A 15,064-nucleotide genomic window follows, 5' to 3' on the forward strand; every position below is an offset into this window, starting at 1 on the left:
CCTCCTCCTCCTCCTCCGCCGCCGCCGCCCGCGCCGAAGCCGGCCACCGACAAGGCTGGCAAGGGCGGCAAGGCGGAAGCCCCCAAGTCGGCCAAGTAACGGCCGGTCGCGGCCTGGCGCGTGTGGCCAGGCCGATTGCGTCAGGGGCGGCGGCTGACCGCCGCCCCTTCTTTTCTCAAGGAGCCCTCAGGGCAGTCTCATGGCCTACGCCACCCTCGCAGATCTGATCGCCGCCTTCGGAGAGCAGGACATCGTCCAGCTGACCGACCGCGCCGATCCGCCGGCTCGCCTGGTCGATCCGGCGATCGCGGCCGAGGCGCTGGGCTACGCCGACAACCTGATCGACGGCTATATCGGCGCCCGCTACGCCCTGCCGCTGGCGGTCGCCCAGCCGATGCTGAAGGGCGTCGCCCAGGACCTGGCCTGGTGTCGGCTGCAGCTGGTGCTGACCGAGGACGCCAAGCGCCGGCAGGACGCCGCCCTGGCGACCCTGAAGGCCATCCAGGAGGGCAAGATCACCCTGCCCGGCGAGGCCGGCGCGGCCCAGCCGGCCGGCGCGCCCGCCACCATCCTGACCAAGAGCCAGACCCGCATCTTCAGCCGCGACCGGATGGAGGGCCTGTGACCGGGATCACCCTGCAGCTCGACCTGGCCGACAAGGCCGTGTTCGGCGCCCTGGACGGGCTGCTGGCCCGGCTGGGCCACAAGCTGCCGCTGATGCGCGCCCTTGGCGCCTACCTGCGCTCCAGCACCCGCGAGCGGTTCGAGACCCAGACGGCGCCTGACGGCAGCCGCTGGAAGCCGTCGATCCGCGCCCAGCTGGGCGGCGGCGTCACCCTGGTCGACCACGGCATCCTGCGCGACAGCTTCATCGACTCGGCCGGTGAGGACTTCGCCCGGGTCGGGACGTCGGACGTCCGGGCGGGGACCTTCCAGTTCGGCCGAACCAAGGACGAGCCGGTGGCGGCCCACAGCCGCACCATCCGCCAGGCCTTCGGCCGGCCGCTGGCCAGCGCGGTCACCGTCCAGGTCCAAGCCCACACCCGCAACCCCAACATCGTCGCCCGGCCGATGGTCGGCGTGTCGATCGAGGACCGCGAGGAGATCGTCGGCCTGGCCAGCGACTTCCTGGAAGGCGGGATGGCCGAAGGAGCGGGCGCATGATCGCCGGTCAGGTCGAGAACGCGGTCATCGAGCACCTGGAAGCGGCCTCCGCCGCCAACGTGCTGGGCTATGTGCTGAAGGAGGTCGACAGCCTGCCCACCGACGTCGACGCCAATTTCGCCGCCTATATCCGCAAGATGCCGGCGGCCTGGACCGTCTGGACCGGCTGGCGGATGCTGGACGACCTGGGCGACGGCGAAACCAAGGTGGAGCTGCGCTTCAACCTCGTTGTCGGGGCCTCCAGCCAGCGCAACGAGCGCGCCCAGCGCCACGGCGTGGAAGGCGAGGTCGGCGCCTACCAGCTGGCCCTGGACCTGCCGAGCCTGATCATGGGCCAGACCTTCGGCCTGCCGATCAGCGAGATCTCGATCGGCGACTGCAGCTCGCTGTTCAGCCCCGGAACCCAGGCCCAGCTGAAGGCCAGCCTGTTCGGCATCGCCTTCAGCTGCCAGGCCGAGCTGGCCAGGTTCGCACCCTATCCGCTGGTCAACCCGGCGGTGGGCCGGTTCGAAACCTTCTCCATCGGCTGGGACATCCCCCCGCACCTTGGCGAGGCCGACCTCGGCCAGACCATCACCCTAGAGCAGGACGACTGACGCATGGCCGAGGCCAAGACCACCCGCTGGCTGAAGCCGGCTGCCGACCGGAAAGTCCGCTGGCCTGACGGCCGGGTCATGGACGCCGAGGGCGAGCAAACCGACGTCTCCGACCCCTACTGGACCCGCAAGCTCAACGACGTCGACGTTGTCGAGGTCCCGGCCCTCAAGACCAAGAAGGACGCCTGATCCATGATCAGCTTCAACCAGATCGGTATCGACCTGCGGACGCCTGGCGTCCGGATCGAGATCGACGCCAGCCGGGCCCGCCAGGGTCTGCCCATCCGCACTCCCGTCGTCGTGATCCTCGGCCAGAAGACCAGCGCCGGCGCGGCCGCCGTGCTGACGCCCACGCGCATCGGCAGCAAGCAGGCGGCGATCGACGCGTTCGGCGCAGGCTCCATGCTGGCCCAGGAACTGATCGCCTTCATGGCGGCCAACACCTCGGCCGTGCTTTACGGCCTGGCCCAGGCCAACGCCGATGGGGCGGTGGCGGCGACCAAGACGGTGACCTATGCCGGCCCCTCCACGGCCGCCGGCGTCGTGCCGATCATGATCGGCGGCCGCCAGGTCAACACGGCGGTGGCCAGCGGCCAGACCGCCACCCAGATCGCCACGGCGGTGGCCGCCTCGGTCAATGCGGCCGCCGACATGCCGATGACCGCGACCTCGGCCGCCGAGGTGCTGACCCTGACCGCCCGCCATGCCGGCCTGGCGGGCGAGGGCATTGATGTCCGCACCCTTTACTACGACGAGGACAAGCTGCCGGCCGGGGTGACGGCCGTGGTCGCCGCCGGCACGACCGGCGCGACCGACCCGCTGACCTCGGCGGCGATCGCGGCGCTCGGCGACTTCGCCTTCGACTTCATCGTCACCCCCTACACGGCCTCGGCCAACCTCACGGCCCTGGAGACCGAGCTGGCCGCCCGCTGGTACGCCGGCCGGGAGATCGACGGCATCGCCGTCACCTTCGCCCGGGGAACGCAAGGCGCCCTGGCGACCCTGGGCGATGGCCGCAACAGCGCCTACCTGACCATGCTGGGCGCCAAGAACCAGCCGAACCTCCCCTGGGAATGGGCGGCGACCTACGCCGGCGTCCTCGCCCATGACGGCTTCATCGACCCGGCGCGGCCGTTCCAGACCCTGCCGCTGCCCGGCCTGCTGCCGCCGGCGGTGGCCGACCGCTTCACCCGCCAGGAGCGCGAGCTGCTGCTGAAGGACGGGATCAGCACCTTCACCGTCGACGCCGGCGGCCGGGTGATCCTGGAGCGGGCGATCACCCAGTATCAGGAGGACAGCGCCGGCAACGCCGACACCGCCTTCCTGGACGTGAACACGCCGCTGACCCTCAGCTACCTGCGCTGGTCGCTGCGCCTGCGGTTCGCCCAGAAGTACCCACGCCACAAGCTGGCCGACGACGGCGTGCCCTCGGCCGATGGCCAAGCGGTGATGACGCCCAAGGTGGCGGCCGCCGAGCTGCTGGCCTGGGCTCGTGACCTGGAAGAGGCCGGCCTGGTCGAGAACGTCGACCAGTTCAAGGCCGACCTGAAGGTCGAGCGCGACGCGTCCGATCCCAACCGGCTCAACGCCCTGCTGCCGCCGGACCTGGTCAACCAGTTCATCGTCTTCGCCGCCAAGCTGCAGTTCCGGCTCTAAGGAGGGGCCATATTCATGTCGGGCAAAATCCACGGCCGCTCCACGATCAAGGCGAACGGCAAGACCTACAAGACCATGAAGGGCGCCACCCTCGACCCGGGCGGGATCAGCCGCGAGCCCAAGCCGGGCGACAACGACGCGGACGCCTACACCGAGACGCTCGACGCCTCGACCATGGAGTGCAGCATCCAGATCCGCGAGGGCACCAGTCTGGCCGAGATCCAGGCGCTGACCGACGCCACCCTGATGTTCGTCTGCGACACCGGCCAGACCTACATGATCCGCAAGGGCTACTGCGGCCCGCGCCCGACCATCGTCGGCGACGGGACGATCAAGGCGACCTTCCACGGCGCACCCGCTGAGGAGATGCGCTGATGCGGGAGACCTTCAAACTCGAAACCCCGGTCGACATCGTCCTCAGGGGCACAGACGGCAAAGAGCGGACGGAAACCGTCTCGGCCATCGAGTTCGACTTCCCCGACGACGGCAAGCTGCGGGCCAAGCACCTGCGGGCGACCGACCGCGCCGAGGGCCTGGTCGGCAAGACCCTGGCCCTGGCCGAGCTGTTCGGCGACCAGCCGATGAAGGTGCTCGACGAGCTGGAGGAGCGCGACATGATGCGGCTCTACGAGGTGGTCGAGGGTTTTCGGAAGCCTGGCCGTCAAACTGGCGAGACTGCCTAGGCGACGTCGCCGCCAGCCTTTCCTTCACCGAGACGGAGCTTTGGGACCTCGACCTTGAGCGCCTGACCTTCTGGCACGACCAGATCCTGCGGATCCATGACCGACCTTAGTCTCAGCCTCGTCCTGAAGACGCTCGATCGCGGGGCCACGCCCGGGCTGCGGAAGTTCCGCGCCGAGGTGAAGGGGCTGTCGAGCGAGGTCAAGGCGACGCCGGTCGGGTGGCTGCAGGCGGCCTCGGCAAACGCCCGGGCGACCGACGCCCAGAAGCGGTGGAACGACGCCGGGCGGCAGGGCAACCGCACCCTCGACCAGCTGATCGACCGGCAGCGGCGGCTGCGGGCCGAGACACACACCACGGCGGCAGAGCTGCGGGCCGACGCCCAGAGAAGCCGGGCGGCTCTTGGCGGCTGGCTGGGCGCCACGGCCGGGCTCGGGGCCAGCATGGCGGTCGGCGGCAGCATCGCCTTCGGCAAGTCGGTGATCGACACCAGCGCCCGGTTCGAAAGCTACGAAGCGACGCTCCGGACGATCAACGAGGGCAACACCGCCAAGGCCCGCGAGGAGATGGGCTGGATCCAGACCTTCGCCAAGACCACGCCCTATGACATCGACCAGGTCACCGAGGCTTTCGTGAAGCTGAAGGCCTACGGGATCGAGCCGACCGATGGGACCTTGAAGACCCTCGGCAACACCGCCTCCGGCATGAACAAGCAGGTCATGGACGCGGTCGAGGCCCTCGCCGACGCCCAGACCGGCGAGTTCGAGCGGCTGAAGGAGTTCGGGGTCCGGGCCAAGGTCCAGGGCGACCGGGTGACCTTCACCTACGTCAAGGCCGGCAAGGAGATGCAGGTCACCACGAAGAAGTCGGCGACGGCCATCCAGAAGTCGCTCCTCGGCATCTTCGACGCCCGGTTCAAGGGGGCGATGGATGAGCAGTCGCGCACATGGAACGGGATGGTGTCCAACCTCGGCGACACCTGGACCGGCTTCCAGAAGCGCGTCGCCGACAAGGGCCTGTTCGACAAGGTCAAGGGCTCCCTGGGTGAGCTGCTGAACTTCCTGGGCGAGGCGGAAAAGGACGGCCGCCTCGACAAATGGGCGGGCGAGATCGCTGGCAGCCTGGGCCAGGTGGCCGACAGCATGGTTCGGGTCGGCAAGGCGGTCGACTGGGTCGGCCTGGCCCGGGACATCGGCAAGGTGGCGGGCGCGGTGGCCACCCTGGTCGAGAAGGCCCAGGCCCTGGACAAGTTTCTCGGCGGCGGCCGGCCGGAGGGCGCCGCGCAGCGCTACGACATCGGCTCCCAATGGGAAGCGACGATGGACTATCTCCGGGAGAAGCGCGGCCGGCGGATGTGGGCCAACCCGGGCGGCGCTGACGCCCTGGAGACCCTTCGCAACCCCTGGGCCGCCGGCCCCTCGCGCGCCGCGCCGAGCCGCCGTGTGGTGGGCGACAACCGGCCGATGCCGGGGCTGGGCGGCGGGCCGCTGCAGCAGCGCGCGCCGAAGGGGCGGCTGGAGATCGGCCTGGCCCCTGGCCTGGTGATCAAGGACACCCGGTCTGACGACTTCGACTTCACCCGCCGCGGCGGCGCCGGGGAGCGTCCCTGATGACCTGGCGCGACCAGCTCCGCCCGGCCAGCTTCCGGGGCGTGCCCTTCAAGGTCGAGGGGCACAGTCACCAGCTCGGCCGGCGCACCGAGGTGCATGGCTATGCGCTGAAGGACGAGCCTTACGCCGAGGACCTGGGCCGGGCGCATCGGCGCTGGCAGGTGGACGCCTATGTGATCGGCCCCGACTACATGGCCGCCCGCGACGCGCTGATGAAGGCGCTGGAAGCGCCCGGGCCGGGCGTTCTGGTCCATCCGTGGCTGGGGACCCACACGGTGTCGGTCGAGACCGTCGCCGACATGAGCGAGAGTACGGCCGAGGGCGGGATGGCCGCCTTCAGCCTGAGCTTCGTCGAGGCCGGGGCCAACGCCGCGCCGGCGATCAGCGAGGACACCGCCGCCACCGCCGTGGCCGTCGCCGGCGAGGTCAAGACGACGGCCGCCGCCTCCCTCGCGGCCGGCTTCGCGACCGGCGGCTTCCCCGCCTTTGTCGGGGCCTCGGCCGCCGACCTGCTGGGCCAGGCCACGGCGGCCGTGCGGACGGCGATCGGCGGCATGGCGCCGGCGATCGGGGCCTTCGGAGACTTCGACCAGCTGGTCGGCGGGGTGCTGGGCCAGGTCAACGGCCTGTTCGCCGCCCCGGCCGGGCTGGCCGGCCAGGTCATCGGCATCATCGGCCGGGTGCGGTCGCTTGCCGGCAATCCGCTGATCGCCCTGCCGGCGCTGCGGAGCCTGATGGGCTTTGGGAGTTCGCTGGCCACCGTCCTGGGCGACACGCCCTCGCGGGGCCGCCAGCGGGCCAATCAGCGGGCGCTGGTCGCCCTGGTCCGCCAGGCGGCGGCCGCCGAGGCGGTGATCGCGGTCAGTGAGATCGCCTTCACCAGCCACGACCAGGCCAGCGAGATCCGCGCCGATCTGTCGGCCGCCATCGATGAGCTGGCGCTGCAGGCGGGCGACGCCGGCGACGACGACGCCTTCCGGATGCTGGAGGACCTGCGCGTCGTGCTCGAGCGCGACATCGACGCCCGCGGCGGATCGCTGGCGCGGGTGTTCCGCTATGCGCCGCTGCAGACCGAGCCGGCCCTGGTGATCGCCCACCGCATCTATGGCGACGCCGGCCGGGAGCTGGAGATCGTCGCCCGCAACGCCATCGCCCACCCGCTGTTCACCCCGGCGGCCGTGGCGCTGGAACTGCTCAGCCCCGGCGAGGCGGCGTGATGGCCAGCTCGGGCGTGGAGATCAAGGTCGGCGGTCGGCGGTTCGACGGCTGGAAGTCGGTCGAGCTGACGCGGGGGATCGACGCCCTGGCCGGCTTCTTCACCGTCAAGCTGACCGAGCGCTGGCCCGGCCAGCCCGACCATTGGGGCATCGAGGGCGGCGACGCCTGCGAGGTGCTGATCGACGGCGAGAAGGTGATGACCGGCTGGATCGATGCGCCGAGCTGGTCGCTGGCCTCCGCCACCCATCCGGTGGTGATCACAGGGGTCGAGAAGACCACCGACCTGGTCGACTGCTCGGCCATCCACACCCCCGGCAGCTGGAAGAAGCGCAAGCTGGAGCAGATCGCGACCGACCTGGCCGCGCCGTTCGGGATCACGGTGACCGCCAAGGCCGACACCGGCGCGGCCTTCCCGACCTTTGCCCTGAACCAGGGCGAGACCGTCTTCGAGGCCATCAACCGGATGGCCCGGCTGCGTGGGGTGCTGGTGGTGTCGACGCCGGACGGCGACGTCGAGCTGATCCATCCGGGCAAGACGCCGGCCGGCTACACCCTGGCCGTGGGCGACAACATCGAGGACATCACCTTCACCAACCGGCACGCCGACAGGTTCAGCGAGTATCTGCTGAAGGGTTACGGCGCCGACGCCAAGAGCCGGCCTAAGGCCACCGCCAAAGACGCCGGCGTGGCCCGCTATCGCCCGTTGCTGATCATCGAGGACGGCGAGGCCAGCCAGGGCAGCCTGGCCGCCCGCGCGAAGTTCGAGGCGACGGTGCGGGCGGGGCGGGGCCAACAGGTCAAGGTGACCTGCAGCGGCTGGCGGGCGGCGAGCGGCGAGCTGTTCCGGCCCGACCGGTTGGTCCCGGTGCGCGCCCGCCAGGTCGGGGTCGAGGGCGAGCTGCTGCTCTATTCGGTGACCTACCGCTTCGACGAGAGCGGGCGCCGGGCCGAGCTGGCCCTGGCGCCCAAGGAGGCGTTCAGCCTGGAGCCGATCCCGGCTCCCAAGGCCCGTCGCCGGCGGGCGACGCCGCCGCCTGGGGGGCTGTGATGAAGAGGATGGCGGACGGCTTGAGGATGCTGGCCGGCTGGGGCGCGGTGAGCCTGGTCGACGACGGCGAGGGCGGCCAGCTGCTGCAGCTGGAGATGCTGGCCGACGAGGTGCAGGACGACGTCCAGCGGCACCAGGACTATGGGTTCTCGTCGCACCCGCTGGCCGGGGCCGAGGCGGTCACCGTGTCGCTGGGCGGGACGCGCGGGCGCTCGCTGGCCGTGGTGGTGTCTGATCGGCGCTACCGGATCGACCTGGCGGCGGGCGAGGTGGCCATCCATGACGATCTGGGCCAGCGGGTCCACCTGACCCGCGACGGCATCCTGATCGAGACCGAGAAGCAGCTCAGCCTGCACACGGGCGAGAAGGTGGTGGTCAACGCCACCGGCGACGTCGAGGTGAACACGGACGGCAAGGCGGTCGTCGTCGCCGGCGGTGACGCCACGATCGACGCCGGCGGCAACGCCCTGGTCAAGGCGGCGACCAAGGCCACGGTCCAGGCCCCGCAGGTGATCGTCGATTCCGCTGACGTGCGGCTGGGCGGGGCCGGGGCGACGGCGAAGGTGGCGCTGGTCGGCGACGCGGTCTCCGGCGGGATCATCACCGGCCCCGGCGCCACGAAGGTGAAGGCGCTATGAGCCGGCTGGCTTTCACCTGGAACCTTGACGCCCAGGCCTGCGACCTGGTGGTCGCCGCGCCGGGCGGAGAGCTGGACAGCGCGCTGGCCACCGCCGTGCTGATCAGCCTGTTCACCGACGCCCGCGCCGATCCGGACGACGCGATGCCCTATGAGGGGGCCGACCGCCGCGGCTGGTGGGGCGACTATGCCCCGGTCGTCGAGGGCGACCGCATCGGGTCCAAGCTCTGGACCCTGGCCCGAGGCAAGCGCCGGCCGGAGGACATCCGCAAGGCCCGCGATTTCTCGCAGGCCGCCCTGGACTGGATGGTCGCGGACGGCGTCGCCGGCGCGGTCGCGGTCGAGGCGGAGGCCTACGGCGACAGCGGGATCGCCATCGGCGTGATCATCACCAAGCCGGACGGCTCGAACGTCCGCTTCGACCATCTGTGGAACCCCTGATGTCCTGGACACGCCCGACCCTGAGCGAACTGATTGGCCGCGTGGAGACCGACCTGGTCGGCCGGCTGAACGGCGGCCTGGCGGCCGTGCGGCGCTCGATCGAGCGGGTGGTGGCGCGGGTGCTGGCCGGCGTGGCGCACGAGATGTACGGGCGGCTGGAGGAGGCCTCTCGCCAGCTGTTTCCCGACACCGCCACTGGCGTCCACCTGGAGCGCTGGGCCGGGGTCTGGCAGGTGGTGCGCAAGCCGGCCGAGTCGGCCAGCGGGCCGGTAGTGCTGACCGGGACCAACGGGACAGAGGTGCCGACGGGGACGCGGCTGCAGCGCGAGGACGGGGCCGAGTACCTGACCACGGCCGACGCGGAGGTCGCCGGCGGCGAGGTCACCCTGGACGTCGAGGCAGTGGTCGCGGGTCTGGCCGGCAACGCCGAGGCCGGGACGCCAATCAGCCTGGTCTCGCCGATCGGCGGCGTCTCCAGCGAGGGCGTGGTCGATACCGGCGGCCTGGGCGGCGGCGTCGACCAGGAGGCAGATGCCGCGTTGCGGACCCGCCTGAATGAGCGCATCCGCGAGCAGCCCGCCGGCGGGTCCGATGCCGACTACAAGCGCTGGGCCAAGGAGGTGCCGGGGGTGACGCGGGCCTGGGTGTTCCCCAACCGCGGCGGGCTGGGCAAGGTGGGCGTGACCTTCGTCCGCGACGGCGAGGATGACATCATCCCGAGCGGCGGCGAGCTGACCGCCGTCGAGGACTATATCGAGCCGCGCCGGCCGGTAACCGCCGAGCTGGTGGTGTTCGCCCCGACGCCGGTGGCGCTCAACCCAGTGATCGGGCTGACCCCCGACACCGCCGAGGTCCGTGCGGCCGTCGAGGCCGAGCTGAAGGACCTGCTGGCCCGCGAGGCGGCGGTCGGCGCCGACCTGCTGCTGACCCATATCGCCGAGGCCATCTCGATCGCCGCCGGCGAGACCGACCATGAGCTGGCCTCGCCCACCGCCGACGTCGCCGTCGATCCCGAAGAGATCGTCGTCCTCGGCACGATCGACTGGACGCCCTGATGCCCCGGGACGCCAACGCCTTCGCCGCCGCCTTCGAGGCGCTGCTGCCGCAGGGGCTCGCCTGGGCGCGGAATCATCCGCTCGGCCTCGGCGACCTGTTCACCGGCATGGCCCAGGAGTTTGCCCGGCTGGACCAGCGGGTCGAGGACCTGTTCGAAGAGGCCGACCCGCGCACCACCTATGAGCTGATCGACGAGTGGGAGAGCCAGCTGGGCCTGCCCGATCCCTGCACGGCGGCGGCGGTGACCCTGAACGCCCGCCAGGTGGTGGCCTGGCGCAAGCTGGCCATCCAGGCCGGGCAGACGCCGGCCTTCTATGTGGCCCTGGCCGCCTCGCTCGGCTTCGACATCGAGATCCATGAGTTCGACCCGGCCGTGGATGTCTATGACGGCGCGCTGACCGCCCTGATAGCCGGCGGCAAGTACCGCTACGTCTGGCGGGTCCATGTGCTGACCGAGACCGACTTCAGCGTCTTCAGGACGGGCGAGAGCGACGCCGGCGACCTGCTCAGCGAGGGAGGCGGCCTCGACGTCGAGTGCGTGATCAACGCCGCCAAGCCCAGCCACACCCACGTGATTTTCACCTACGAGGAGCCGTAAGGCCATGCATCGGATCGACTCCGTCAACAGCGTCGCCGGGATGTTCAAGGACACTCCGAAGCCCGGCACCCGGGTGTCGGCGGCCTGGATGAACGACGTCCAGGAGAACCTGGTCGGCGTTGTCCTGGCCTCCGGCATCGCCCTGGTGAAGGGGACCTACACCCAGCTGCTCGATGCTCTTCGCAGGCTCGGCTGTCGGCCGGGGACGATCGACATGTGGGGCGGCGCCACGGTGCCGGCCGGGGCCCTTCACTGTGACGGCGCGGAAGTTCTGAAGGCCACCTATCCGGCGCTCTATGCGGCGATCGGCGACAATTGGGGGGTGGCCTCGGACGCCGACCACTTTGTCCTGCCGGATCTGCGCGGGCGGTTTCCGCGGGCATGGGACGACGGCGCCGGCCTCGATCCGGGGCGCGACCTGTTCAGCCTGCAGGACGACCAGAACAAGGCCCACACCCACCAGCTGCCCAACCGCAACACCGGCGCTGGCGGGGCCAACTCGATCAACAACAGCGGCGGCGCCGGCATCGACCTCTACACCGCCAGCGAGGGCGGGACGGAAGCCCGGCCGGTGAACTTCGCGGTGATGTTCATCATCCAAGCGGTCTGACGATTTCCCCCGATCGGCCTGCCGGCCGGGAGGGGGTCCGAGGCGTTGGAGCGCCTCGAACCGCGGGCGGCAACCCGCACCAAGGCGACGGCGCGCCGCCGCCTCAGTCACCCCACCGCGTACACGGCGGGGTTCTTTTGAGAGCCCGAGTTTATGGAGTCGAGTCCCTTCACCGCCGTCGCGCCTGTCTTGCCGGCGGCCCCCTACATCGGCGGCAAGCGCAACCTGGCGCGCCGCCTCGTGGCCCTGATCGAGGCCACGCCCCATGAGACCTATGCCGAGCCCTTCGTCGGGATGGGCGGGGTGTTCCTGCGCCGGCGGCTGCGGCCGAAGGCGGAGGTGATCAACGACTGGAGCAAGGATGTCTGGACCTTCTATCGGGTCCTGCAGGAGCACTATGTCGCCTTCCTGGACATGATGCGGTTCCAGATCACCAGCCGGGCCGCCTTCGAGCGCCTGGTCGCGGTCGATCCCGACACCCTGACCGACATGCAGCGGGCGGCCAGGTTCCTCTACCTCCAGCGGACGGCCTTCGGCGGCAAGGTCACCGGCCGAAACTTCGGGGTCAGCCACCACCGGTCTGGCCGCTTCGACGTCACCCGGCTGGCCAGCATCCTGGAGGACCTGCACGAGCGCCTCGCCGGCGTCATCGTCGAACGCCTGCCCTTCGCCGACTTCCTGGCCAGGTACGACAACGCCGGCACCCTGTTCTACATCGACCCGCCCTATTGGGGATCGGAGGGCGACTATGGGAAGGCCCTGTTCAGCCGCCCGGACTTCGACGTCCTGGTCGGCGCCTTGCGCCAGCTGAAGGCGCGCTTCATCCTGTCGATCAACGATGTCCCTGAGACCCGGGCGCTGTTCGACGGGTTCGAGTTCGTCGAGGCCCAGACCAGCTATTCGGTCCAGGGCGGCGGCAAGGCGGCCGCCGAGCTGATCGTGATCGGTGGCGGAGGGGGTTCTTAGATGGTGCTAAGCAATCTCTCAGGCGTGACTGAGAAGGCGGCGGAAATAGCGGCAACGGCAGCCGGCCTACCGGAACCATTGGCGGCAGTCTTCGCGGCCTCGGCGGGCAGCGTGGTTGGTGCCTACCTTCAGCGGCGCCACCAAATGGTGCTCGAAGAGCTGGGCAGAGAAATGTCCAAGGGGAGGCCATGGGCCATAGCGGACGACCGTGCGGCGGCCATGGCGCTACAAATCAACCGAGCTTACCAGGAGGGGGTGGCTAAGCTGAATGTGCGTTTGATGGCCCAGTTCATGTTTGCGGAGGCGGCGGAGCCGTCGTTGACGGGCGCCGTTCATCGCCGGAATGCCGAACACCTGGCATCCCTTAGCCTGGAAGAGATGGTGATGTGCGCCAAGTTCGTGGCGCTAGAGCGGCTCTACAAGCCGCTGCCCGCGACGGCCAGCAACGAGGAAATCCAGGCGGACAAGACGGCGCGAGCCCGGGATTTCAAGTCTGAGATCGTGCCGCTGTTCAAAAGTGAGGATGCAGCCGAGGGGCACGGGAACAGTCTGCTTCGGACTGGATGGCTTCGAACGTTGGCTGATTGGGGAGGGGGCTTCGCGTACATGCCGACACCGGCGTTTCAACCCGTCGCCCGCATGGTCGAATTCGAAGCGGTTGCGCTAGAGGCCGCCAGCTATGGCGTCGAATAGTGCTCCAGGTTCAGGTGTCCCGCACTCCGGCTCGCGGTGTCGCGCTACAGTGTGGCAGCGTAAACCCTCTCCCTCCCACGCCTTGCTGGCGCGGGCCCCTCCCTCTCCCTCAGGGAGAGGGGCGAACGCGGCCCCGCCTTCTGTGAATAAGCGGCCTGACCCCCTTAAGGCCGCCCAGTCGGGCCGTCCCCACCGCACACCTGGGGACGGCCCGGCGACATTTCCGCCATGCGTGCTAATCTTCGCGCATGGAAACCTGGATCCTTCCGGCCCTGCTCGGCGTCGGCCTGGCCGCCGCCACGGGCTTTCGCACCTTCCTGCCGCTGCTCATGCTGGCCCTGGCGGCCAAGTTCCGGCTGTTCGGCATCGAGTTGGCCGAGGCGATGACCTGGCTGGACTCCACACCCGCCCTCTGGGCGCTGGGCATTGCCACGGTGGTCGAGCTGGCCGCCGACAAGATCCCCGCCGTCGATCACGCGCTCAGCGCCATCGGCACGGTGGTGCGGCCCATCGCCGGGGCGGTGGCGGCCGGCGCGGCCTTCTCGCAGTTCGATCCGATGGTTGCGGCCATCGCCGGCCTGATCATCGGCGCCCCCACGGCTCTGGCCTTCCACGCCGCCCAGGCCGGCAACCGGGTGGTCAGCACCACCACCACGGCGGGGCTGGGCAACCCCTTCGTCTCGGTGTTGGAGGACATCCTGGCCTTCCTCACCACCCTGCTGGCCCTGGCCGCGCCGATCTTGATCCCGGTGCTGCTGCTGGTCCTGCTGTTCGCCTTCTGGAGGCTGTGGAGCTTCATCCGCCGCCGCCGCGCCGCGTCCGCCGCCGGCCCGACGCCCTGATCCGCGACCCGTTGTCCTTGGGCCTTTGGCGACTCTGCAAAGGGGTCTAAGGTCATGCCTTGTCCAGAGCGGAGGCGGGGCGTTGCGCAAACTGGTGCTGCTGTCGCGCAAGGGCGGGACGGGGAAGACCACCCTGTCGGTCAACCTGGCTGTGGCGGCGGCGCGCGAGGGGCTCAGCGTCTCCATCGCCGATCTGGACCTTCAGGGCTCGGCCGGCGCCTGGGCGGCGCTGCGCAAGGACCCCAATCCCGAGGTGCGCGGCGCCAACGGCGGCACTCTGTTCCCCGTGGCCAATGCGGCCCAGCGGGCCGGCAAACAACTGCTGATCATGGACACCCCCGCCGGCGGCGATGCGATCAGCGGCGCCGCCATCCGGCTGGCTGATTTGGCCATCCTGGTCTGCCGCCCCAGCTATTTCGACCTGGCCGCCCTGGTCCCCGCGGCCCAGGCGGTGCGGGCGGCGGGCTGTCCCGGTCTGTTGGTGCTTAACCAAGCCCCGCCCCGGCGCGGAGGGCAGGAGAGCGCGGTGATCGGCCGGGCAGTCGAGGCGGCCAAGGTGCTGGGCTTCCCCATCGCCCCGGTCGGCCTGCGCGCCCGGGTGGCCTATCAGGAGAGCCTCTGGCGCGGCCAGGGCGTGCTGGAATTCGAGCCGCGCGGCACGGCGGCGGCGGAGATCAGCCGGCTGTGGAGCGAGGTCTCCGACCAGCTGTGGCCGGCCCGGGTCGAGCTGCGCGGCGCGGCGGAATAGGTCCGCCCGACCGGCGCCACGAAGCGGGCGCCGGCCGGAAGGTCCATGGACGACTAGTTCTTGGCCTTCTTCATGCCCTTCAGCGCCTTGACGAAGGCGTCCTTGTCGGAGGGCTTCAGGTCCGGGCGGCCCATCACGATGCCGATGGCCAGGCCGCCTTCGACGAAGGTGGTCTCGCCTTCCTCGATCTCGACGGTGATCGCGTCCTTGGATTCGGTGGCGCCGCTGAACACGTAGGAGCCGGGGTCCGCCTCGAAGGTGAAGTAGACGCCGCTCGACATGGTGCCCAGCACCTGCTGCAGGTCGGGGCCGGTGCGGACCTTGTAGCTGACGGCCGAGCCGGCGAACTTGCCCGGGCGGAAGAACACCACCTGGCCCTTACCGGCGGCCGGGGCATTGATCACGCCAGGAACCACCGGCTCGGCGGGGGCCGGCGCAGCCGGTTTCTTCCGCGCCTTGAGGATCCATTCCATGCGCCTGTTCTCCGCCGCCCTTTTCGC

The 15,064-nt window shown here is 70.3% G+C and carries 20 protein-coding genes; 19 read left to right on the forward strand and 1 reads right to left on the reverse strand.

Features of this window, described 5'->3' with window-relative positions:
• The first annotated feature begins 199 nt into the window (after nucleotides 1–199).
• From GVN21_RS19495 to GVN21_RS19585, 19 genes are all read left to right on the forward strand, one after another.
• On the forward strand, nucleotides 200–625 hold the full coding sequence (locus GVN21_RS19495; protein WP_166576408.1) for a DUF1320 domain-containing protein: 426 nt from the start codon (nucleotides 200–202) through the stop codon (nucleotides 623–625).
• Entirely contained in the window at nucleotides 622–1,164 is a 543-nt protein-coding gene (locus tag GVN21_RS19500) for a phage virion morphogenesis protein (protein ID WP_166576409.1), read from the forward strand. Before GVN21_RS19495 ends, GVN21_RS19500 begins: the two co-directional genes overlap by 4 nt.
• A complete protein-coding gene (locus tag GVN21_RS19505) occupies nucleotides 1,161–1,760 on the forward strand; it encodes a phage protein Gp37 (RefSeq protein WP_166576410.1) in 600 nt (199 codons plus the stop codon). The genes GVN21_RS19500 and GVN21_RS19505 overlap by 4 nt, the downstream gene beginning before the upstream one ends.
• A 3-nt stretch (nucleotides 1,761–1,763) precedes the next feature.
• The gene (locus GVN21_RS19510) at nucleotides 1,764–1,949 is read left to right on the forward strand and encodes a DUF2635 domain-containing protein (RefSeq protein ID WP_166576411.1); all 186 of its coding nucleotides are present in this window, start codon (nucleotides 1,764–1,766) and stop codon (nucleotides 1,947–1,949) included.
• 3 nt (nucleotides 1,950–1,952) lie between these two features.
• Entirely contained in the window at nucleotides 1,953–3,416 is a 1,464-nt protein-coding gene (locus GVN21_RS19515; protein WP_166576412.1) for a phage tail sheath subtilisin-like domain-containing protein, read from the forward strand.
• A 15-nt stretch (nucleotides 3,417–3,431) separates the two neighbouring features.
• A complete protein-coding gene (locus GVN21_RS19520; RefSeq protein ID WP_166576413.1) occupies nucleotides 3,432–3,791 on the forward strand; it encodes a phage tail tube protein in 360 nt (119 codons plus the stop codon).
• The gene (locus GVN21_RS19525; protein ID WP_166576414.1) at nucleotides 3,791–4,099 is read left to right on the forward strand and encodes a hypothetical protein; all 309 of its coding nucleotides are present in this window, start codon (nucleotides 3,791–3,793) and stop codon (nucleotides 4,097–4,099) included. Before GVN21_RS19520 ends, GVN21_RS19525 begins: the two co-directional genes overlap by 1 nt.
• Nucleotides 4,100–4,195: 96 nt before the next feature.
• Nucleotides 4,196–5,707 (forward strand): tape measure protein, encoded by a 1,512-nt coding sequence (locus tag GVN21_RS19530; protein WP_166576415.1) that lies wholly within the window; start codon nucleotides 4,196–4,198, stop codon nucleotides 5,705–5,707.
• The gene (locus tag GVN21_RS19535; RefSeq protein ID WP_166576416.1) at nucleotides 5,707–6,924 is read left to right on the forward strand and encodes a DNA circularization N-terminal domain-containing protein; all 1,218 of its coding nucleotides are present in this window, start codon (nucleotides 5,707–5,709) and stop codon (nucleotides 6,922–6,924) included. The genes GVN21_RS19530 and GVN21_RS19535 overlap by 1 nt, the downstream gene beginning before the upstream one ends.
• Entirely contained in the window at nucleotides 6,924–7,973 is a 1,050-nt protein-coding gene (locus GVN21_RS19540; protein ID WP_166576417.1) for a phage baseplate assembly protein, read from the forward strand. Before GVN21_RS19535 ends, GVN21_RS19540 begins: the two co-directional genes overlap by 1 nt.
• Complete coding sequence (locus GVN21_RS19545) at nucleotides 7,973–8,611, forward strand: phage baseplate assembly protein V (RefSeq protein WP_166576418.1); 639 nt, start codon at nucleotides 7,973–7,975, stop codon at nucleotides 8,609–8,611. The genes GVN21_RS19540 and GVN21_RS19545 overlap by 1 nt, the downstream gene beginning before the upstream one ends.
• On the forward strand, nucleotides 8,608–9,051 hold the full coding sequence (locus GVN21_RS19550; protein WP_166576419.1) for a phage GP46 family protein: 444 nt from the start codon (nucleotides 8,608–8,610) through the stop codon (nucleotides 9,049–9,051). The genes GVN21_RS19545 and GVN21_RS19550 overlap by 4 nt, the downstream gene beginning before the upstream one ends.
• Nucleotides 9,051–10,106: a baseplate J/gp47 family protein gene (locus tag GVN21_RS19555; RefSeq protein ID WP_166576420.1), complete on the forward strand. Its 1,056-nt coding sequence runs from the start codon at nucleotides 9,051–9,053 to the stop codon at nucleotides 10,104–10,106. The genes GVN21_RS19550 and GVN21_RS19555 overlap by 1 nt, the downstream gene beginning before the upstream one ends.
• The gene (locus tag GVN21_RS19560; RefSeq protein ID WP_166576421.1) at nucleotides 10,106–10,705 is read left to right on the forward strand and encodes a putative phage tail protein; all 600 of its coding nucleotides are present in this window, start codon (nucleotides 10,106–10,108) and stop codon (nucleotides 10,703–10,705) included. Before GVN21_RS19555 ends, GVN21_RS19560 begins: the two co-directional genes overlap by 1 nt.
• Before the next feature lie 4 nt (nucleotides 10,706–10,709).
• Complete coding sequence (locus GVN21_RS19565; protein WP_166576422.1) at nucleotides 10,710–11,315, forward strand: tail fiber protein; 606 nt, start codon at nucleotides 10,710–10,712, stop codon at nucleotides 11,313–11,315.
• A gap of 153 nt (nucleotides 11,316–11,468) precedes the next feature.
• Nucleotides 11,469–12,281 (forward strand): DNA adenine methylase, encoded by an 813-nt coding sequence (locus GVN21_RS19570; RefSeq protein WP_166576423.1) that lies wholly within the window; start codon nucleotides 11,469–11,471, stop codon nucleotides 12,279–12,281.
• A complete protein-coding gene (locus GVN21_RS19575; RefSeq protein ID WP_166576424.1) occupies nucleotides 12,282–12,974 on the forward strand; it encodes a hypothetical protein in 693 nt (230 codons plus the stop codon).
• 248 nt (nucleotides 12,975–13,222) lie between these two features.
• Nucleotides 13,223–13,816: a DUF4126 domain-containing protein gene (locus GVN21_RS19580; RefSeq protein ID WP_166576425.1), complete on the forward strand. Its 594-nt coding sequence runs from the start codon at nucleotides 13,223–13,225 to the stop codon at nucleotides 13,814–13,816.
• Between the two features lie 82 nt (nucleotides 13,817–13,898).
• Complete coding sequence (locus GVN21_RS19585) at nucleotides 13,899–14,564, forward strand: ParA family protein (protein WP_166576426.1); 666 nt, start codon at nucleotides 13,899–13,901, stop codon at nucleotides 14,562–14,564.
• Between the two features lie 53 nt (nucleotides 14,565–14,617).
• Here the strand turns inward: GVN21_RS19585 and GVN21_RS19590 are convergent.
• On the reverse strand, nucleotides 14,618–15,064 hold a 447-nt coding region (locus GVN21_RS19590; protein ID WP_205690193.1), incomplete at its 5' end, for a hypothetical protein.

It is taken from the genome of Caulobacter sp. SLTY (assembly GCF_009905535.1).
Classification (GTDB): Bacteria; Pseudomonadota; Alphaproteobacteria; order Caulobacterales; family Caulobacteraceae; genus Caulobacter.